Annotated in this window: 18 protein-coding genes and 2 tRNA genes; 13 read left to right on the top strand and 7 right to left on the bottom strand. The window is 68.6% G+C overall.

The features are described from left to right. Positions 1 to 10 precede the first annotated feature (10 nt). Genes ACSQ3Y_RS05240 through eutC form a run of 5 tightly spaced genes read left to right on the top strand, consistent with a single transcriptional unit; the run spans position 11 to position 5,684 of the window. The gene (locus tag ACSQ3Y_RS05240; protein ID WP_428002621.1) at positions 11 to 1,009 is read left to right on the top strand and encodes an ABC transporter ATP-binding protein; all 999 of its coding nucleotides are present in this window, start codon (positions 11 to 13) and stop codon (positions 1,007 to 1,009) included. Beyond that, a complete protein-coding gene (locus tag ACSQ3Y_RS05235; RefSeq protein WP_436176641.1) occupies positions 1,006 to 2,655 on the top strand; it encodes an ABC transporter permease subunit in 1,650 nt (549 codons plus the stop codon). Before ACSQ3Y_RS05240 ends, ACSQ3Y_RS05235 begins: the two co-directional genes overlap by 4 nt. 28 nt (positions 2,656 to 2,683) lie before the next feature. Further along, positions 2,684 to 3,451, top strand: a complete 768-nt coding sequence (locus ACSQ3Y_RS05230) for a DeoR/GlpR family DNA-binding transcription regulator (protein ID WP_436176640.1) — start codon at positions 2,684 to 2,686, stop codon at positions 3,449 to 3,451. 23 nt (positions 3,452 to 3,474) lie between these two features. Next, complete coding sequence (locus tag ACSQ3Y_RS05225; protein WP_436176639.1) at positions 3,475 to 4,875, top strand: ethanolamine ammonia-lyase subunit EutB; 1,401 nt, start codon at positions 3,475 to 3,477, stop codon at positions 4,873 to 4,875. Next, positions 4,872 to 5,684, top strand: coding sequence for an ethanolamine ammonia-lyase subunit EutC (gene eutC, locus ACSQ3Y_RS05220; protein WP_436176638.1), 813 nt, complete (start codon positions 4,872 to 4,874; stop codon positions 5,682 to 5,684). The genes ACSQ3Y_RS05225 and eutC overlap by 4 nt, the downstream gene beginning before the upstream one ends. 3 nt (positions 5,685 to 5,687) lie before the next feature. On the opposite strand, the gene ACSQ3Y_RS05215 is transcribed toward eutC, so the two are convergent. Further along, positions 5,688 to 6,803 (bottom strand): class I SAM-dependent methyltransferase, encoded by a 1,116-nt coding sequence (locus ACSQ3Y_RS05215; RefSeq protein ID WP_436176637.1) that lies wholly within the window; start codon positions 6,801 to 6,803, stop codon positions 5,688 to 5,690. 8 nt (positions 6,804 to 6,811) lie between these two features. Between ACSQ3Y_RS05215 and ACSQ3Y_RS05210 the strand changes: the two genes are divergently transcribed. Both ACSQ3Y_RS05210 and ACSQ3Y_RS05205 read left to right on the top strand, forming a co-directional pair. Next, complete coding sequence (locus tag ACSQ3Y_RS05210; RefSeq protein ID WP_436176636.1) at positions 6,812 to 7,600, top strand: SDR family oxidoreductase; 789 nt, start codon at positions 6,812 to 6,814, stop codon at positions 7,598 to 7,600. 28 nt (positions 7,601 to 7,628) lie between these two features. Further along, a complete protein-coding gene (locus tag ACSQ3Y_RS05205; RefSeq protein WP_057266428.1) occupies positions 7,629 to 8,006 on the top strand; it encodes a dihydroneopterin aldolase in 378 nt (125 codons plus the stop codon). Positions 8,007 to 8,097: 91 nt separating this feature from the next. Here ACSQ3Y_RS05205 and ACSQ3Y_RS05200 read toward each other — a convergent pair whose 3' ends face one another. From ACSQ3Y_RS05200 to ACSQ3Y_RS05185, 4 genes are all read right to left on the bottom strand, one after another. Then, entirely contained in the window at positions 8,098 to 8,706 is a 609-nt protein-coding gene (locus ACSQ3Y_RS05200; protein ID WP_436176635.1) for an HNH endonuclease, read from the bottom strand. A 170-nt stretch (positions 8,707 to 8,876) separates the two neighbouring features. After that, on the bottom strand, positions 8,877 to 9,065 hold the full coding sequence (locus ACSQ3Y_RS05195) for a hypothetical protein (protein WP_436176634.1): 189 nt from the start codon (positions 9,063 to 9,065) through the stop codon (positions 8,877 to 8,879). Between the two features lie 422 nt (positions 9,066 to 9,487). Further along, positions 9,488 to 9,563 (bottom strand) — tRNA-Lys (locus ACSQ3Y_RS05190). Positions 9,564 to 9,589: 26 nt separating this feature from the next. Further along, a tRNA-Trp gene (locus ACSQ3Y_RS05185) sits at positions 9,590 to 9,665 on the bottom strand. Positions 9,666 to 10,482: 817 nt separating this feature from the next. Between ACSQ3Y_RS05185 and ACSQ3Y_RS05180 the strand changes: the two genes are divergently transcribed. From ACSQ3Y_RS05180 to ACSQ3Y_RS05155, 6 genes are all read left to right on the top strand, one after another. Then, positions 10,483 to 10,893 (top strand): hypothetical protein, encoded by a 411-nt coding sequence (locus tag ACSQ3Y_RS05180; RefSeq protein WP_436176633.1) that lies wholly within the window; start codon positions 10,483 to 10,485, stop codon positions 10,891 to 10,893. Between the two features lie 165 nt (positions 10,894 to 11,058). Next, on the top strand, positions 11,059 to 12,045 hold the full coding sequence (gene ttcA / locus ACSQ3Y_RS05175) for a tRNA 2-thiocytidine(32) synthetase TtcA (protein ID WP_428002629.1): 987 nt from the start codon (positions 11,059 to 11,061) through the stop codon (positions 12,043 to 12,045). 56 nt (positions 12,046 to 12,101) lie between these two features. Then, on the top strand, positions 12,102 to 12,728 hold the full coding sequence (locus tag ACSQ3Y_RS05170; protein WP_436176632.1) for a DUF4136 domain-containing protein: 627 nt from the start codon (positions 12,102 to 12,104) through the stop codon (positions 12,726 to 12,728). Positions 12,729 to 12,738: 10 nt separating this feature from the next. After that, on the top strand, positions 12,739 to 13,377 hold the full coding sequence (locus ACSQ3Y_RS05165; protein WP_179682246.1) for a histidine phosphatase family protein: 639 nt from the start codon (positions 12,739 to 12,741) through the stop codon (positions 13,375 to 13,377). Next, positions 13,361 to 14,533, top strand: a complete 1,173-nt coding sequence (locus ACSQ3Y_RS05160) for a DSD1 family PLP-dependent enzyme (RefSeq protein WP_436176631.1) — start codon at positions 13,361 to 13,363, stop codon at positions 14,531 to 14,533. Before ACSQ3Y_RS05165 ends, ACSQ3Y_RS05160 begins: the two co-directional genes overlap by 17 nt. 36 nt (positions 14,534 to 14,569) lie before the next feature. Then, positions 14,570 to 16,384 carry a lysoplasmalogenase family protein gene (locus ACSQ3Y_RS05155; RefSeq protein ID WP_436176630.1) on the top strand — a complete coding sequence of 605 codons (1,815 nt, stop codon included), beginning with the start codon at positions 14,570 to 14,572 and terminating at the stop codon, positions 16,382 to 16,384. Here the strand turns inward: ACSQ3Y_RS05155 and ACSQ3Y_RS05150 are convergent. Next, a complete protein-coding gene (locus tag ACSQ3Y_RS05150) occupies positions 16,317 to 17,225 on the bottom strand; it encodes a hypothetical protein (protein ID WP_436176629.1) in 909 nt (302 codons plus the stop codon). The genes ACSQ3Y_RS05155 and ACSQ3Y_RS05150 overlap by 68 nt on opposite strands. Before the next feature lie 19 nt (positions 17,226 to 17,244). After that, the gene (gene ruvB, locus ACSQ3Y_RS05145; protein ID WP_436176628.1) at positions 17,245 to 18,306 is read right to left on the bottom strand and encodes a Holliday junction branch migration DNA helicase RuvB; all 1,062 of its coding nucleotides are present in this window, start codon (positions 18,304 to 18,306) and stop codon (positions 17,245 to 17,247) included. Between the last annotated feature and the right edge of the window lie 46 nt (positions 18,307 to 18,352).

Below are 18,352 nucleotides of genomic sequence, written 5' to 3'. Positions count from 1 at the left end.
GCGCACCACCATGTCCCTGCAGATCACCGACCTGCACAAGAGTTTCGAGGGCCAGGTGGCGCTCGAACGCATCACGCTCACCGTGGGCAGCGCCGAATTCGTCTGCCTGCTGGGCCCCAGCGGCTGCGGCAAGACCACGCTGCTGCGCATCGTCGCCGGGCTGCTGCCGGCGGACGGTGGCGCCATCATGCTGGGCGAGCGCAACCTGGCCACGCTGCCGGCGCGCGAGCGCGGCTTTGGCATCGTGTTCCAGTCGTACTCCCTGTTCCCGCACATGACCGTGGCACAAAACGTGGGTTACGGCCTGGCCATCCGCAACACGCCTGCAGCAGCCACCAAGGCGCGGGTGACCGAACTCCTGGACATGGTGGGCCTGGCCGACTTCGTCGGGCGCTACCCGGCGCAGTTGTCGGGTGGCCAGCAGCAGCGCGTGGCGATTGCGCGTGCGCTGGCGGTGAACCCCTCGCTGCTGCTGCTCGACGAGCCCCTGTCGGCGCTGGACGCGCGCGTGCGCGCCGACCTGCGCCATGAGTTGCGCGAAGTGCAGCGGCGCCTGGGCATACCGACCATCATGGTCACCCACGACCAGGAGGAGGCCATGGCCATGGCCGACCGCGTGGTCTGCATGCACCAGGGCCGCATCGAGCAGGCCGGCACGCCACGGGAGCTGTACCTGCGCCCGCGCACCCGCTTCGTCGCCAACTTCATGGGGCACAGCAACCTGCTCACCCCGGCGCAGGCGCAGACCCTGCAGCCAACACTACCCGGCTCGGCACCCGATGGCATGGCCCTGCTGTGCGTGCGGCCCGAGCGCCTGCGCATCGAGGCGCGTGCCGACGCGCCCGGGTGCGTGCTCGGCACCACCTTCCTGGGCAGCATCCAGCGCATACAGGTGCGCTGGCAAGACCTGGACCTGCTGGTGGAAACCAGCAGCGCCCAGCCGCTTCAACCCGGCGATGCCGTGGCCCTGGGCCTGAACGCCGACGACTGCGCCTGGGTGCAGGCATGAGCAGCGCCGCCCTGCCCCCCATGAGTGCAGGCGAACGCTGGCTGCTGCGCGCCTGCCTGTGGCTGCCGCTGGCGGCGCTGGTGCTGTTCTTCGGCATTCCCATGCTGTCCATCGCTTGGCGCAGCTTCATGCAGGACAGCGGCGGCATCGGCTGGGGCAACTACGCCGCGCTGCTGGACACGCCGGGCGTGTGGCGCGCCCTGTCCAACAGCCTGCTGCTGGGTGCGGTGACCACGGCCGTCACATTGCTGCTGGCCTTCGTGGTGGCCTACGGGATGGAGCGCACCTGCATGCCGGGGCGCAATTTCGTGGGCATGGCACTGGCATTGCCCATGCTGGCCCCTTCGCTGGTGCTGGGCCTGGGGCTGATCTTCCTGCTCGGGCGCAACGGCATCGTGGGCAAGATGCTCGGTGTGCGGCCCGATATCTACGGCTTCTGGGGCCTGCTGATTGCCGACGTGCTGTATGCCCTGCCCCAGGCGGTACTGATCGTGCGCACGTCCCTGCGCCAGGGCGACGCGCGCCAGTACGATGCCGCCGAGGTGCTGGGTGCCACGCCGTGGCGCCAGTTCCGCGACATCACACTGCCGCAGGCGCGCTACGGCCTGCTGAGCGCGGCCTTCGTGGTCTTCACCATCACCATCACCGATTTCGGCAACGCCGTGGTGATCGGTGGCAACTTCCCCGTGCTGGCCACCGAGATCTACAACCAGGTCAGCGGGCAGATGAAGTTCGGCATGGGGGCGGTGGTGGGCCTGCTGATGCTGGCGCCTGCGGCGCTGTCGATCTTCATCGAGCGCTTTGCGGCCCGGCGCGCGGGCGCCGGGGCCGAGTCGGCCCTGCCGCCCATACCCACACGCCGGGCAGGCCGCGACACCGCGTTCTTCTTCGCCAACCTGGTCATTGCCGGTTCCATCGTGGCCGTGGTGGCCACCGTCGTGCTCGCCAGCTTCATCCGCCTGTGGCCCTACCGGCTGGACCTGTCGCTCAAGCATTACGACATCACCATTGCGGGCGGCTATGCGCCGCTGTGGACGTCGCTCTGGGTATCGGCCCTGGCCGCCAGCATCGGCACCACCCTGCTGTTCCTGCTGTGCTTTGGAATACGCCGCCTGCCGGGGCCTGTGGCACGCGCCGCCACGCTGCTCTCGGCCCTGCCGGTGGGCGTGCCGGGGCTGGTGCTGGGCCTGGCCTACGTATTCACCTTCAACGCGGGCGGCATGCCCTGGGGTCTCTTGTACGGCACGGCCATTCTGCTCGCGCTGTGCAATTACTATCACTACCACACGCAGGGCTTCGTGACCATGATGACCGGCATGCGCAACGTGCCCGCCACGCTCGAAGACGCCACCACCGTGCTGGGCGGCGGCACCTGGCGCGTGCTGCGCGACGTGGTGCTGCCGGCCCTCATGCCCACGCTGCTGGCGGTGCTGGTGTTCCTGTTCATGCGCTCCATGGTGACATTGTCGGCCGTGATCTTCCTGATCACCCCGTCGCTGCCCATGGGTGCGGTCACGGTGATGCGGCTGGACGAGGCCGGTTTCACCTCGCAGGCAGCGGCGTTCTCGACCTGCATCATGGCAGTGGTGGGATCGCTGACACTGGCACTGCACCTGCTGGCGCGCAAGCGCCGGCCCACCGCATGACGAACACACCCGACAGGACCTGAAGGACATGCTGCAGGAAGAACGATTCATACGCATCCGCACGCTGCTGTCGACGCTGTCGCGCGTAAGCACCGAGCGCATCGCGCAGGAGCTCGATGTATCGCGCGAGACCGTGCGCCGCGACATCGTTGAACTGGAGGCCCAGGGCGTGCTGCGCCGCGTGCACGGCGGTGTGGTGGCCCCCGGCCCCGAGCCCGAGCCGCCGCTGTCGGTGCGCCAGGCCGTGCGTGAACGCGAGAAGCGCGCCATCGCCCGCGCCGCGCTGCAGCAGTTGCAGCCCGGGCAGACGCTGTTTCTGGATGCCGGCAGCACCACCACCATCCTGGCCGAGGAGCTGTCGGCCCTGTCCGGGATGACGGTGGTGACCAATGGGCTCAATGTGGCACTGCGGCTGGCCGGGGCCGATGCTGGACGGACGGCGCGCAACGAGGTGATCCTGCTGGGTGGGCGTACCGACCCCGGGGTGCAGGCCACCCATGGCGACACCACGGTGGCAGAGATCCACCGCTACCGCGCCGATGTGGCGCTGCTCTCGCCCGTAGGCATCCACGGCCAGCACGGGGCCACCAGCTTCGAGCACCGCGAGGCCGCAGTGGCGCGCGCCATGGCGGGGCAGGCGCAGCGCCTCATCGTGCTGGCCGACCACAGCAAGATCGGCCAGGCCAGCCGCGTGGTGTACGCCGGCCTGGCCGACATCGACACCATCATCACGGATGCGGGTGCGCGCGCCCTGTCGGCCTTGCAGGCGGCGGGCAGCCACGTCATCATTGCCTGACCCCCAACCGCTCTTACTCGACCATGCACGCGCCGGCCCCCTACCACCACACCGTCAGCGGCACCCACTGGGTGTTTGGTGACCTGCGCGAACTGATGGCCAAAGCCACGCCAGCGCGTTCTGGGGACGCATTGGCCGGCATCGCGGCGGGGTCGGCAGTGGAACGCATGGCCGCGCGCATGTGCCTGGCCGACGTGCCGCTGGCGCGCTTCCTGAGCGAAGCTCTGGTGCCTTACGAGAGCGACGAGGTCACCCGCCTGATCATCGACACGCACGACGCGGCGGCGTTTGCACCCATCGCCCACCTCACCGTGGGCGGCTTGCGCGACTGGCTGCTGGCCGCCGACACGGCCGCGCTTGCCGCCGTGGCGGGCGGCCTCACCCCCGAGATGGCCGCCGCCGTGAGCAAGCTCATGCGCAACCAGGACCTGGTGGCCGTGGCGCGCAACTGCCGGGTGGTCACGCGCTTTCGCAACACCATCGGCCTGCCGGGCCACCTGGCCGTGCGCCTGCAGCCCAACCACCCGACCGACGACCTGCGCGGCATCGCGGCGTCGATGGTCGACGGCCTGCTCTACGGTGCGGGCGACGCGGTGATCGGCATCAACCCGGCCACGGACAGCATCGCCGCCCTCACCGGCCTGGTACACATGCTGGACGAAGTGATCGACAAGCTGCAGATCCCCACGCAATCGTGTGTGCTGACCCACGTGACCAACACCGTGCAGATGATCGAGCAGGGCGCGCCGGTGGACCTGGTGTTCCAGTCCATCGCCGGCACCGAGAAGGCCAACGCCGGCTTTGGCGTCCACCTGGCGCTGCTGCGCGAGGCGCGCGAGGCGGCCCTGTCCCTCAAGCGCGGCACGCTGGGCGACAACGTGATGTATTTCGAGACCGGCCAGGGCAGCGCCCTGTCGGCCAACGCCCACCACGGCGTGGACCAGCAGACCTGCGAGGCGCGGGCCTACGGCGTGGCGCGCGCGTTCTCGCCGCTGCTCACCAACACGGTGGTCGGCTTCATCGGGCCGGAGTACCTGTACGACGGCAAGCAGATCATCCGCGCCGGCCTGGAAGACCATTTCTGCGGCAAGCTGCTCGGCGTGCCGCTGGGCTGCGACGTCTGCTACACCAACCATGCCGAGGCCGATTCTGACGACATGGACACGCTGATGACGCTGCTGGGCGTGGCGGGCCTGACCTTCATCATGGGCGTGCCCGGGGCCGACGACATCATGCTCAACTACCAGAGCACCTCGTTCCACGACGCGCTGTACCTGCGCGAGGTGCTGGGCCTCAAGCGCGCGCCCGAGTTCGAGGCCTGGCTGCAACGCATGCAACTGGCCGACGGCGCGGGGCGGCTGCTTCCCGCTGCGCAGCAGCAGGCAGCCATTGCGCAGCTGCGGCAGATCGGTATGCGGGCATGAACGATCCAGCGCCCTTCACCGGCCCTCCGCCCGACCCCTGGGGCGACCTGCGCGCCCACACCGCAGCGCGGCTGGCCTTGGGCCGCGCGGGCACGGCCATCCCCACGCGCGAGCTGCTCGACTTCGGCCTGGCCCATGCCCAGGCACGCGATGCCGTGCACCTGCCGCTCGACGCCGACACGCTGGCGGTGCAGCTCGCCGGGCTGGGCTGCACCACGCTGCGCGTGGCCAGCGCCGCGCCCGACCGTGCCACCTACCTGCTACGCCCCGACCTTGGCCGGCGCCTGGGCGATGCCGATGCGCAGCGGCTGCGCGGCCAGGCGGATAGCGATGGTGCGGGCTGCGACCTGCTGCTGGTGGTGGCCGACGGCCTGTCGGCGCTGGCCACCGAGCGCAATGCCTTGCCGCTGGTGCAAGCCATTTTGCGCACGGCACCGCCGGGCTGGCACATCGGCCCGGTTGCCATCGCCACCCAGGCGCGCGTGGCGCTGGGCGACGAGGTGGGCGCGCTGCTGGGTGCGCGCATGGTGGCGGTGCTGATCGGCGAGCGCCCGGGCCTGAGTTCACCCGACAGCCTGGGCATCTACCTCACCTGGCACCCGCAGGCGGGCCGCAGCGATGCCGAACGCAACTGCATCTCCAACGTGCGGCCCGAGGGGCTGGCGCCGGCCGCTGCGGCGGCGCGCCTGTGGTGGCTGTGCGCCGAGGCGCGGCGCCTGGGGCTCACGGGCATAGGCCTCAAGGACCGCAGCGATGCGCTGACCCTGAATGCCGGGCCGGCGCCGGGCGGCGCGCTGCCCGGCGGCTGACAGCTACAGCCGGTGCGAACGGTCGCCCTGGGCAAAGCTCACGGGCTCCCAGGGCTCGCCCGCGCCCAGGGCCAGCACCTTGAACAGCTCGCCCATCTCGTGCTCCATGATGAGTTTGGCGGCGGTGGCGCGCTCCAGGGGGGGCAGTTCCACCATGCGCTGGGCCAGTCCGCAGTTGATTAGGAAGTGCGCCTGCGTGGTGTAGCCCAGCACCTGCAGGCCGGCCTCCTGCGCGGCCAGCGCCATGGCGGTGAAGTTGACGTGGGCGGTGATGTCCTTGCGGCCCACCTCCACCAGCGGGTCGCTGTCGGACAGATGGCCCTGGTGGCACATCACGGTGCCCATGTGGCGCTGGGGGTGGTAGTACTCACTCTCGCCAAAACCGTAGTCCAGCAGGAAGGCCGCACCGCGCTGCAGGCGGTCAGCCAGCATGCGGATGAAGCCCTCGCCCTGGGGATGGATCTCGGTCAGGTAGTCCTGCGGGCCCTCCACCTCCACCGGCGGGCGCAGGTCGGTGGCTTGGTCTGCCCAGGTGAAGGCGCCGTCGTGCAGCGCTACGCCGCGCTCGTGCCACACGCCCCCGTGCTGGCCACCATGGCGGGCCAGCAGCTTCACGGGCATGGCGTCGAGCACCTCGTTGCCCACCACCACGCCTTCGAAACGTTCGGGCAGCGCATCGACCCATTGCACCTTGTGCGCGTGCGCTGCCAGCAGCGTCTGCTGGCGCCCGCGCAGGCTGCCCGAAAGGTCGACGATGGTGTAGCGCTGCACGCGCTCGCCCAGGGCATCGAGCAGCTGCAGCGCCAGCGCGCCGGACCCGGCGCCGAACTCCCAGACCTGGCTGGTGCCGGTGCGCTCGAAGGCCTCGCCCACCTGCACGGCCAGGGTCTGGCCGAACAGCGGCGTGAGCTCGGGCGCGGTCACGAAATCGCTGCCCGATTCGGGCAGCAGGCCGAACTTGGCGGAGTCGTTGGCGTAGTAGCCCAGGCCGGGCGTGTACAGGGCCAGGGCCATGAACTGGTCGAAGCCGATCCAGCCGCCAGCGGCGGCAATGGCATCGGCAATGTGCGCCGTGAGGGCGGTCGTTAAACTGTCGGGTGTTTTCTTCACGGCCCGCATTGTCCCTCATGCCTTCTTCACCCCGCCCCCGTACTGTGCTTGTCACCGGCGCCGCCAGGCGCCTGGGCCGCAGCATTGCGCTGGCGCTGGCGGCCGGCGGCTGGCAGGTGGCCGTGCACTACCGCAGCTCCGAGCAGGACGCCATCGACACGGTAGCCGAGTGCGCGCGACTGTCAGCGGGCCAGAGCGCGCATTTCGATGGCGACTTCGATGACGAAGCCGCCGTGCGCGCCCTGGTGCCGCGCGTGGTGGAACGTTTCGGCGCGCTCGATGCCGTGGTCAACAACGCCTCGCTGTTCGAGCATGACAACGCCGCCACGCTGGGCTTTGCCAGCCTGGAAAAGCACCTGCGCAGCAATGCCGGCGCCCCGGTGCTGCTGGCCCAGGCCCTGCACGAGCACCTGCAGGCCCGCGCAGCGGCCGGCGAGGCCGATGCCCAGGGCGCGGTGGTCAACCTGCTCGACCAGAAGCTGTGGAACCAGAACCCCGATTTCATGAGCTACACGCTGTCCAAGGCGGCGCTGGAAGCCGCCGGCACCATGCTGGCGCTGGCGCTGGCGCCGAGGGTGCGGGTGGTGGGCGTGGCCCCGGGCCTCACGCTCACGAGCCACATGCTCAGCGACGAGAAATTCGCACAGCTGCACGCCCTGAGCCCGCTGGGCCGCTCTTCCACCCCCGAAGACGTGGCCGCCACTGTGCGCTTTGCGCTGGAGAACCGCTCCATCACCGGCACCACGCTGATGGTGGACGGCGGCCAGCACCTGATGAAATTCGAGCGCGATTTCTCGTTGATGTGAGCACCCACCCGCTCACACAGGAAACACCATGACGACCACCCACGCCACAGGCACCCAGATCCTCACGCTCAGCGGTTTGCGCTTCGACGCCAACCTGGGCATCCTCTCGCACGAGAAGACCGACCCCCAGCCCATCCAGGTGGACGCCGAACTGAGCCTGGGCGCCCAGCCGCTGTCGCCGCGCGACGACGACATCCTGCACGTGCTGGACTACCGCAAAGTGCGCCAGATCATCATCGACGAGTGCCGCGCCGAGCACGTGAACCTGCTCGAAAGCCTGATCGGCAAGCTCGCCAACCGGCTGATGCAATTGCCCGGCGTGCTGGGCGTGCGCGTCAAGATCGCCAAGCTGGAGATCTTCGACGACTGCGAAGTGGCGATTCGCATAGAAACCGGGCAGTGGTGAGCGGCTGCCACGGCTGAAAACCGGGGAAGAAAAAAGGGCCGTGGTCACTGACCACGGCCCTTTCACATTCGGTTTGCAAACCCCAGGCGTCTCAATGAAGCCTGGAGCCCTTGGGCAGCCTCTTGGCCAGCCACTCGTGAACGTCCGCACGCACGTTGCGCCCGTCCAGCAGGAAGGACTCGTAGCGGCTGGGCACGTAGGGCAGGTACAAGAGCCGCATGCCGGCCTCCTCGGGCAGGCGGTCGGCCTTGTAGCCGTTGCACCCGGCGCAGGCCGCCACGAGGTTGGTCCACGAAGTGGCGCCACCGCGCGACTGCGGCACAATGTGCTCGCACTGCAGCAGCTCTTCGCCGAAGACACCGCCGCAGTAGGCACAGGTGTGGCGGTCACGGCGCAGCAGACGGCGCTTGGTGAGCCCGGGCACCACGTCAAAGAGGTTGATCCGGGACACACCGCGCAGGGCGATGATGGGCGCGATTTGAAGCAGCGACTGCCGGCCCGTCGCCGCGTTGTGCCCGCCACGCAATGTGGCCAGGGCATCGAGGCCGGCGTCCCAGGCGACGGCGCCGCTGGCGTAGTGCACGGCGGCTTGCTCCAGCGGCATCCAGGATTGGGGAGTGCCTTGCAGGTCCAGCTGCAGCACGCGGGGCGTGGGTGCCAGGGGCTTTCGGGCAGGGGCTTCGGTTACGGTGCGGGGCATGGGTGCTTCCTTTCTTGCTTGGCAATGGAGGGCGCAGCCGCCCAGCCAAGCGCACGCCCCGTTTCAACAGCAACAATCAGTCAATGCCAACAGGGGCCGTCCATCGGCAATCGATGGCTGCCCTGGTGGATGCAGTGGTGCAGGCAGCGGGCGCACGAACGCACACGCCGCTACCACTCGCCGACCTCGCGCACGCGCTGGTCGAGGTCCATGTGCTCAAGCCGACGGGCGGCAGGAGCAGCAACGCGGAAGGCCACACGGGGCAGGCGAGCGCGCACGGATGCCAGGCGGGCCAGCCAGCCGGCGAGGCCGGAACGGCGCTGCTGGACGCCAAGGGAAAAGGAATGCTGGATGGCCATGGTGGTCTCCTGAAAATTGAATGGATGGATAGAACGGGGTTGGTGGGTTGAAGAAAGAAGGGCAGACCGGGGAGGGATCGAACCTCCGAATGGCGGAATCAAAATCCGCTGCCCTGGAACCTGTTCAAGGCCTTTTTGAAGCCGCGTTGGGGCGCAATCGGGATGAGTGGATGCTTCGGATGCACCGCATGGGCTCGTGCCCATGCAAGCAGCCGGGGCGTCCAATCGCCCGATTTCGCCCCAACCCTTCGGGCAAGTACCTTGCCGGGCGGTCTGCGGCGTTGCGGCGCTTGCCGATAGCACGGGCTATCGGCTGCGCACCGCGCCTTGCATCCCATCCCGGCAAGGTACTTGCGCGGCTTCAAAAAGACCTTGAACAGGTTCCGACACTTGGCGACCGGTCAACAAAAGGAAAAAGGAGGCGCCGCAGACAGGAGTCGAACCTGCAATCCCCGGTCGAAAAGACCAGGCGCCCCAATCCGAGAGGGCTGCTACGGCATGGCTGGCCATGGCCAGGAAAAAGATGGCACGCGTGGAAGGAGTCGAACCCTCAACCCCTGGTTTTGGAGACCAGTGCTCTGCCAGTTGAGCTACACACGCAAAAAAGGAAAATGAACAGGCGCTCCCGCGGGAGCGCATCTCCATTTCGGTTGTGTCTTCACGCGACCACGGCCCACGGGGAGCTGCGCATGCACGTCGCTGCACTGGGTGATCAATCCCAGCACATCCCGCCGGGCCGCGCATGCGGCCGGTTCCGGCGGTGAAAAGCAAAGGCACACCCGAAATGGAGAGAGGGTCGGGGTGCTGCACACACCTGCCTCTCTGCTTTCGATGGGCAGGCCGGTCGTCTCTCTGGTTGAGCAGACCGCCTGCAGCGAACTGTTAAAGAACCTGGGGCCCCGGCGGGTCGATGCCTGCGGGGGCAGCGGCTGGCGCTGCGGGAAAAGAAGGGGAATTGAGAAAAACGGCCGGCAATGAAAAAGGCCCGGAACCACCTGGTTGCCGGGCCTCTTGATCAAGAGATCGGGAGGGAGAGCGCCTGTGGGCTATTGCCCTGCGCTGCAACCTCCGCCCGGGGGGGGAGCGGTATCCTCGAAACCATTGCCCAGCCACTGCGGCTGGCTGCCATTGCCCTGCAAATACGAGGTGCGCTGCTGCGATGGCAGTCGCTTTGCATGGGATGGCATGGACGACAACGTGCGCGCAATCAACGCCCCGCGCACGGCCACGGCACCCTGGCGGGAGCGGTGGAAGATGGCGGTGCGGCAGGCGTTCACGGTGGTCTTTCGGCGGCAGGTCGGTTCGGTGGTGAATTCGAGGAGGACAAGGAGTCCTGATGAAAATGGACTGTAAATAGTCTTTACTTACCCGTCAACACCCTGCACAATCTTTTTTCTGCGTTTGTTGTTTTTTCTTTGTGACCCCGCCTCCCCTCACCGTCATCCGCCGCACCAACGTGCTGGCACTGCACCGCCTGTTCCTCGAAAAAGAGATCGCTGCCGGCAAGCCGGCCAAGGGGCTGGACCAAGCCTTTGCCGCCTCGCTCGAAATCTCCCCGAGCATGTGGAGCCAGATCAAGAGCTCCCGCCCCATCGGCGACACGCTGGCGCGCCAGATCGAGCGCCATGCGCGTGTGGACATCGGCTGGCTCGACGCCGAGCACGCCTCGGAGCAGCCCGACCCGGGCGAGGAGCGCTTCCTGGCGCTGGCACGCGAGGCCTGGCGCCGGGCCAATGCAAAGGGCAAGCGCGACATGCGGCTGTGGCTTGCAGAGCGGGCCGCCCCCTTGCAACAAGCTGGCGGCGAGTCCTCGGAAGCGGAAAAATAGCGCTTTGAGCGGGGCTTCGCCCCCACTGGAGAGCCCGCTCCAGCCCATGGGCGGGCGGTTTCGCCGACAATTGGGGCTTATTTCCGTCATTTTGGCCCCAGCGCGTGCGCACCCTGTCCGGGCGCCCGGCGGGCATCGCTTTCACCAGACCCCAGAGCCCCTTCCATGAGCGCAGTGATGAACGAACCCCAACGGGCCGGCTGGACCGCCGAGCCCCCCGAAGTGGCAGACACCGGCCCCGATGCGGCCGCGGCTGCATCGGGCCCTGCGCGCCTGAAGATCGAACGCGAGGCGCACAAGCTCGAAAAGCGCCTGTGCCGCGAGGTCGGCAAGGCCATCGTCGACTTCAACATGATCGAAGAGGGCGACAAGGTCATGGTCTGCATGTCCGGCGGCAAGGACAGCTATGCCCTGCTGGACATCCTGCAAAAGCTCAAGGCGCGTGCGCCCATCCACTTCGACCTGGTGGCCGTGAACCTGGACCAGAAGCAGCCCGGCTTTCCCGAGCACGTGCTGCCCGAGTACCTGGCAAGCACGGGCGTGCCCTTCCACATCGAGAACGAAGACACCTACAGCATCGTCAAGCGCCTGATCCCCGAGGGCAAGACCACCTGCAGCCTGTGCAGCCGCCTGCGCCGGGGCATCCTGTACCGCGTGGCCGACGAGCTGGGCTGCACCAAGATTGCGCTGGGCCACCACCGCGACGACATTTTGCAGACGCTGCTGCTCAACATGTTCTTCGGCGGCAAGATGAAGAGCATGCCCCCGAAGCTGGTCAGCGACGACGGCCGCCACGTGGTGATCCGCCCGCTGGCCTACGTGACCGAGAAGGACACCACGCGCTGGGCCGCGCAGCGCAACTTCCCCATCATCCCCTGCAACCTGTGCGGCAGCCAGGAGAACCTGCAGCGCAAGCAGGTGGGCGAGATGCTGCGCGAGTGGGAGAAGAAATTCCCCGGCCGCGTGGAGAACATGTTCAACGCGCTGCAGAACGTGGTGCCCTCGCACCTGCTGGACGGCAGCCAGTACGATTTCAAGAACGCGCGCGCCACCGGCGTGGCCAGCGAAGACGGCGACAAGGCCTTCGACAAGGAAGAGTTTTCGGCCCCCAGCCCGTCGTTACCAGGTGTGCAGGTGGTGCAGCTGTCGTGAACCTCGGCGGCAGGAGCACACTCCAAGGTGGATTGACCCCATCCCTGGAGACAACCATGACCCGTCGCTGGATTTATGCCCTGCTGCTGTGCGCAGCAGTGGCCACCCTGGCCGGCTGCAGCACCACCCGCGTGGTGGAAGGCCAGGTGCAGAGCTTCTCCACCCTGGCCGCCGTGCCCAGCCCGGCGACCTACCGCCTCGACCGCCTGCCCTCGCAGCAGACCCCGGCGTTCGACGCCATTGCCGCGCTGGCCGAGCGGTCGCTGGCCCGTGCCGGCCTGCAGCGCGACGATGCCGCGCCGAAGCTGCTGGTGCAGATCGGCGTACAGGCCGGCACGGTGCCGCGCTACGACCCCTATTTGCCCTATGGGCCCTATAGGCACCCTGGTTTCTACGGCGCCTACGGAGGCTGGGGCTATCGCGGCTGGCATGGCCGCAGTTGGGGGGTCGGCGGCCTGTGGCGCATGGGCGAGCCCACGCCTCTGCACCGCCGTGCCGTTAGCCTGGTGATGCGCGACGCGGCCATGCAGGCCAGCGTCTACGAAACCTCGGCCGTGCACGAGGACGTGTGGGTGGCCGACCCCGCCGTGTTCGGCATCCTGTTCGATGCGGCACTTACCGGCTTCCCCAAGCCCTCCGGCGGCCCACGCCAGGTGCGCATTCCCTTCGCGCCCCCACCCTGATCCCACCTGAATGCAAGCCACCCGAATCATTGCCGTACGCCATGGCGAAACCGCCTGGAACGTAGACACCCGCATCCAGGGCCACCTGGACATTCCCCTGAACGAGACCGGCCAGTGGCAGGCGCAGCAGTTGGCGCAGGCGCTGGCCAGCGAGCCCATCGACGCCATCTACGCCAGCGACCTGCAACGCGCCTATGCCACGGCCCAGGCCGTGGCCGATGCCACGGGCGCACCCATCACGCCCGAAACCGGCCTGCGCGAGCGCAGCTTCGGCCATTTCCAGGGACGCACCTTTGCCGAGATCGAGGCCGAGATGCCCGAGGACGCGCGGCGCTGGCGCAAGCGTGACCCCGAGTACGTGCCCGAGGGCGGCGAATCGCTGGTCATGCTGCGTGAGCGCATCGAACGCACGGTGTTCGCGCTGGCCGAAAAGCACCCCGGCGAGCAGGTGCTGATGGTGGCCCACGGCGGCGTGCTCGACGTGCTGTACCGCATGGCCACGCGCCAGGAGATCCAGGCACCGCGCACCTGGCAGCTGTCCAACGCGGCCATCAACCGCCTGCTGTGGACACCCGACGGCCTCACGCTGGTCGGCTGGGCCGATACCCAACACCTGGACAACGCGGCCCGCGATGAAACCCTTACCTGAAGCCCTGCGCGCCAGCATCGGCGCGCGGGTGGACCTGATCGACACGCCCGCGCTGGTGGTGGACCTCGATGCCATGGAACGCAACATCCAGCGCATGGCCGACTTCGCCCGCAAGCACCGGGTGCGCTGGCGCCCCCATGCCAAGCTGCACAAGAGCGCCGAGCTGGCACTCCTGATGCAGCAGGCCGGCGCCCAGGGCGTGTGCGTGCAGAAGGTGGCCGAGGCCGAGGCCCTGGCCGCCGGCGGCGTGACCGACATCTACATCAGCAACCAGGTCGTGGCCGGCCCCAAGCTGCTGCGCGTGGCGCGGCTGGCGGCCCAGTTGGCCGCGCGTGGCGGGCGACTGGCGCTGGCGGTGGACCACCCCGAAGGCATCGAACGCCTGGCCGAGGCCATGGCGCTGGCCGGCAGCGATGCCTGCATCGACGTGTTCGTGGAGATCGACGTGGGCCAGGGCCGCTGCGGCGTGCCCCCGGGCGAGGATGCGGTGCCGCTCGCCCAGGCCATCGTGCGCCACGCCCAGCGCCTGCGCTTTGCCGGGCTGCAGGCCTACCACGGCCGCGCCCAGCACCTGACGGGCATGGCCGAGCGGCGCGAGACCATTGCCGGCGTGGTGCGCGCAGCGGCCTACACCCGCCACTGCATCGAGGCTGCAGGCATTCCCGTGCCGCTGATCACCGGATCGGGTACCGGCACCCTGGTGCACGAAGCGGCCAGCGGCGTCTACGGCGAGCTGCAGGCTGGCTCCTTTCTGTTCATGGATGCCGACTACGCGCGCAACGAGCGCGAGCCGGCGCAACCCACGTTCGAGCACTCCCTGTTCATCAAGACGCAGGTGATCTCCGTGCGCGACACCCATGCGGTGTGCGATGCCGGCCACAAGAGCCATGCCATCGACTCAGGCCTGCCCCTGGTGGCCATGCTGCCGCCCGAGCGCGCGCTGCGCTACGGCAATGGCGGCGACGAGCACGGCCTGCTGTACACCGAGAGCCCCAAGGCCCGGCTGCCGGCCCTGGGCCGCATGCTGTGGCTGATTCCCGGGCACTGCGACCCCACGGTAAACCTGCATGACCACCTGATCGGCGTGCGCGGCGGGCTGGCGCTGGGCACGGTGGAGCGCATCATCAGGGTTGATGCCAGAGGCGCGCTGACCTGATTGGGGCAAGAATCGGCGAAACACTGCATTCGCCCCATGAGCCCCAGCCAGATCATCGTCCTTGCCACACCCGTCTTCTTTTTGCTGATCGCCATCGAACTGGCGGTGGGCTACAAGCGCCAGCGCGTAACCTACCGCATGGCCGATGCCATCAGCAGCATCAGCCTCGGGATGCTGAGCCAGACCAGCGCAGTGTTCACCCGGCTCTTGCGCGTGGGCATCTACACCGCCGTGTTCGAGCATGTGGCGCTGTGGCGCAATGACGCCTTCTGGCTCAGCGTGCCGGGCTGGCTGCTGGCGCTGGTGTTCTACGACTTCTGCTACTACTGGCTGCACCGCATGGGCCACGAATCGGCCGTGCTCTGGGCCGCGCACGCGGTGCACCACCAGAGCCAGGACTACAACTTGTCGACCGCGCTGCGCCAGACCAGCTCGGGCGCGCTGCTGGGCTGGGTGTTCTACGTGCCCATGGCGCTGGCCGGCGTGCCGCCGCTGGTGTTCGCCATCGTGGCGCTGGTGGACCTGCTCTACCAGTTCTGGGTGCACACCGAGCAGGTCGGGCGCCTGGGGTGGTTCGACCGCTGGTTCTGCAGCCCCAGCAACCACCGCGTGCACCACGCGGTGAATGACGTCTACCTGGACAAGAACTACGGCGGCATCCTGGTCCTGTGGGACCGGATGTTCGGCACCTTCAAGGACGAGGACGACCAGGAAAAGTGCGTCTACGGCACGCGTGGCTTGCTCAACAGCTGGGACCCGCTGTGGGCCAATGCCCAGGTCTATGCAAGCCTGGCGCACGACAGCTGGCATGCACGCAACTGGCTCGACAAACTCCGGGTGTGGATCAAGCCGCCCGGCTGGCGGCCGGCCGATGTGGCCGAGCGCTTCCCCAAGCCCCCCTTCGACATCGCACGGATGCCGCTGTACCACCCGCCCATGTCGCGCGCGCTGCAGTGGTTTGCGGGCGTGCAGTTCGCCCTCATGCTGGCGGGCGTGGCCGCCTTCCTCTGGCAGGCCGACAGGTCACCGCTGAGGCACAACGCCATCTGGTTCGCCACATTGCTGGCCATGCAATGGGCCCTGGGAGCGGCGGTGCAGGGGCGCATCGGCATGGGCATGGCGCTGCTGATCGAGTCGGCTGCCCTGGCCACGGCGACCAGTGTGCTCGGACTGCAGGAATGGCATTGGCTCTTCAAGCCGCTGACCATGGTGATTGCCATCGCCGTGGTCGCCGGGCATCTGCGCACGGCGGCCCCTGGCAACCGCCTCGACAGGACCGAAGGCCGCTGGCTCATCGCTGCGCTGGCCGGCTCGCTCGCGGGCGATGTGTTCCTGATGTTCGGCGGCTTCTTCATTCCCGGGCTGGTGAGCTTTCTGCTCGCCCACCTCTGCTACATCGTGTTGTTCCGCAAGGGCGTGCCCTGGTTTGCGCGGCGCGGCGCGTTGGTGGTCACGCTGGCCATCGGCGTGGGCATGTATGCCTTCCTGTGGCTGGGCGGGCTGCCGGCCGCTTTGCGCGGGCCGGTGGCGGCGTATGTGCTGGTGATTGCGCTCATGGCCGCCCAGGCCATCGGCCGCGCCGCTGTGCTGGGTGGACGCGGCGCCTGGCTGGTCGCCATCGGCGCCGGGTTCTTCATGCTCAGCGATGCCACGCTGGCCACCAACCGCTTCGTGCAGCCCCTGCCGCTGGCGCAGTTGTGGGTGCTGGCGACCTACTACATCGCGCAGGTGCTGATCGTGGCGGGCATGCTGGACGGTGCCCGCAGCCAGCGCCGGGCTCCCGTCACTGAGGAGGGGCCTGCGGCGAGCGCTGCGCTGCCGCCGACGGGATATGCAACGCCCCGGCCATGAGCACGGCCCCCAGGGCCAGCAGGAACCAGGCGCTCAGCAACCACAGGAAGGTATCGGCATTGCGCTGGCCCGGATGGGACTGCAGGTTCAGCGCCGCCACCTCCTCGACCACCCCGGCAAACCCCCTGCCCGCCACATAGTGGTAGGCCGCGCCGCCCAGCGCCCACAGGCCGATGAAAATCAGCGCCAGGGCCATGCAGGCCAGCCCTGCGCGCGGCCGCCGACCCACGCAGAGGCACCATGCCGACAGGCCGCCCACCACCGCCGCCCCGCACAGCCACCACAGCTGCAGGTCATCGCGCGCCAGGGGCAGCACCCATTCCCATGCCCAGGGCAGCGGGGCCAACAGCCACTCGGATTGCGGCGCCAACCCGGGCCAGGCCCCCAGGGCGCCCCACATGCCCGGCGCGCTCAACAGCCACAGCAGCAAGGTGATACCCGCCAACACGGCCGTAGCCGCGTAGGCCCGCAACCGCCAGCGTTGGCAACGCTCGGACGCCCGGGCGGGCCAGTGGCGCCCCGCCAGGCAGGTGGCCCACGCCGCGGCCAGGCACCACACGCTGGCCGCGCCACACACGGCCACCCCGCCGGGCAGATCCTCGAAGCCCTCGAACATGAACACGGTGAGCTGGCCATAGACCACCCCGCCCAATCCGTAGAGTAGCAGGGTGCCAACGACCAGGGCCAGGCCGCAGGAACCCATGAACCTGCGCCCGGGCGCGAGGGCCTCCCACTGGGCCCGCAAGGCCGGCGTCCAGCTCACCCCAGGGCTCCGGCGCACGGGCTCCGCCTTGGCGGCGCTCTCGCGCGGGTTCTTGCGGCGACGGCTGGAGCGGGCCATGGGATAGCTCCCTTGCTTTTCAGGCTTCGAACAGGTCCTGCCCGCCGGCCTGGGGGGGGGTCACGCCCAGGTGCCGGTAGGCGGCCAGCGTGGCCACGCGGCCGCGGGTGGTGCGCTGCAGAAAGCCTTGCTGGATGAGGTAGGGCTCGATCACGTCCTCGATGGTGCCGGCCTCCTCGCCGATGCTGGCGGCGATATTGTCCAGGCCCACCGGGCCGCCATCGAAGCGGTGGATCACGGCCTCGAGCAGCTTGCGGTCCATCACGTCGAATCCCTGCGGGTCCACGTCGAGCATGGCCAGGGCGCGGTTGGCGATATCCAGGGTGATGCGGCCGTCGCCCTTGACCTCGGCATAGTCGCGCACGCGGCGCAGCAACCGGTTGGCGATGCGCGGCGTGCCGCGCGAGCGGCGGGCGATCTCGAAGCCACCCACTTCGTCCATGGGCACGTCGAGCAGGCCGGCGCTGCGCTGCACGATGCGCGCAAGCTCCTGCGCGGTGTAAAACTCCAGCCGCGCGACGATGCCGAAACGGTCGCGCAACGGGTTGGTGAGCATGCCGGCGCGCGTGGTGGCCCCCACCAGGGTGAAGGGCTGCAGGTCGAGCTTGATGCTGCGCGCCGCCGGCCCCTCGCCGATCATGATGTCGATCTGGTAGTCCTCCAGCGCCGGGTACAGGATTTCCTCGACCACGGGCGAGAGGCGGTGGATCTCGTCGATGAAGAGGACGTCGTTCTTTTCCAGGTTGGTCAGCAATGCGGCCAGGTCCTTGGGCTTTTCGAGCACGGGGCCGCTGGTCTGGCGCAGGTTCACGCCCAGCTCGGCCGCGATGATGTGGCTCAGCGTGGTCTTGCCCAGGCCCGGCGGGCCGAACAGCAGCACGTGGTCCAGCGCCTCGCCGCGCTTGCGCGCCGCGCCAATGAAGATCTCCAACTGCTCACGTGCCTTGGCCTGGCCCACGTACTCCTGCAGCAGCTTGGGGCGCAGGGCGCGCTCGATGGCCTCCTCCTGCGGCGAGGCGGGCGCGGCGGACACCACGCGCTTGGGCGGTATGGGGGCGAAGTCGTCGGTCTGGATGGTCACGGTGGTTCTGTCCGGGGTCGAATACCCGCGCGGGCGGGCCGGCTGG

Source organism: Acidovorax sp. LjRoot66, assembly GCF_964253305.1.
In the GTDB taxonomy this organism is placed as follows: Bacteria; Pseudomonadota; Gammaproteobacteria; order Burkholderiales; family Burkholderiaceae_C; genus Acidovorax.
This window is presented reverse-complemented; position numbering and strand designations above follow the sequence as displayed.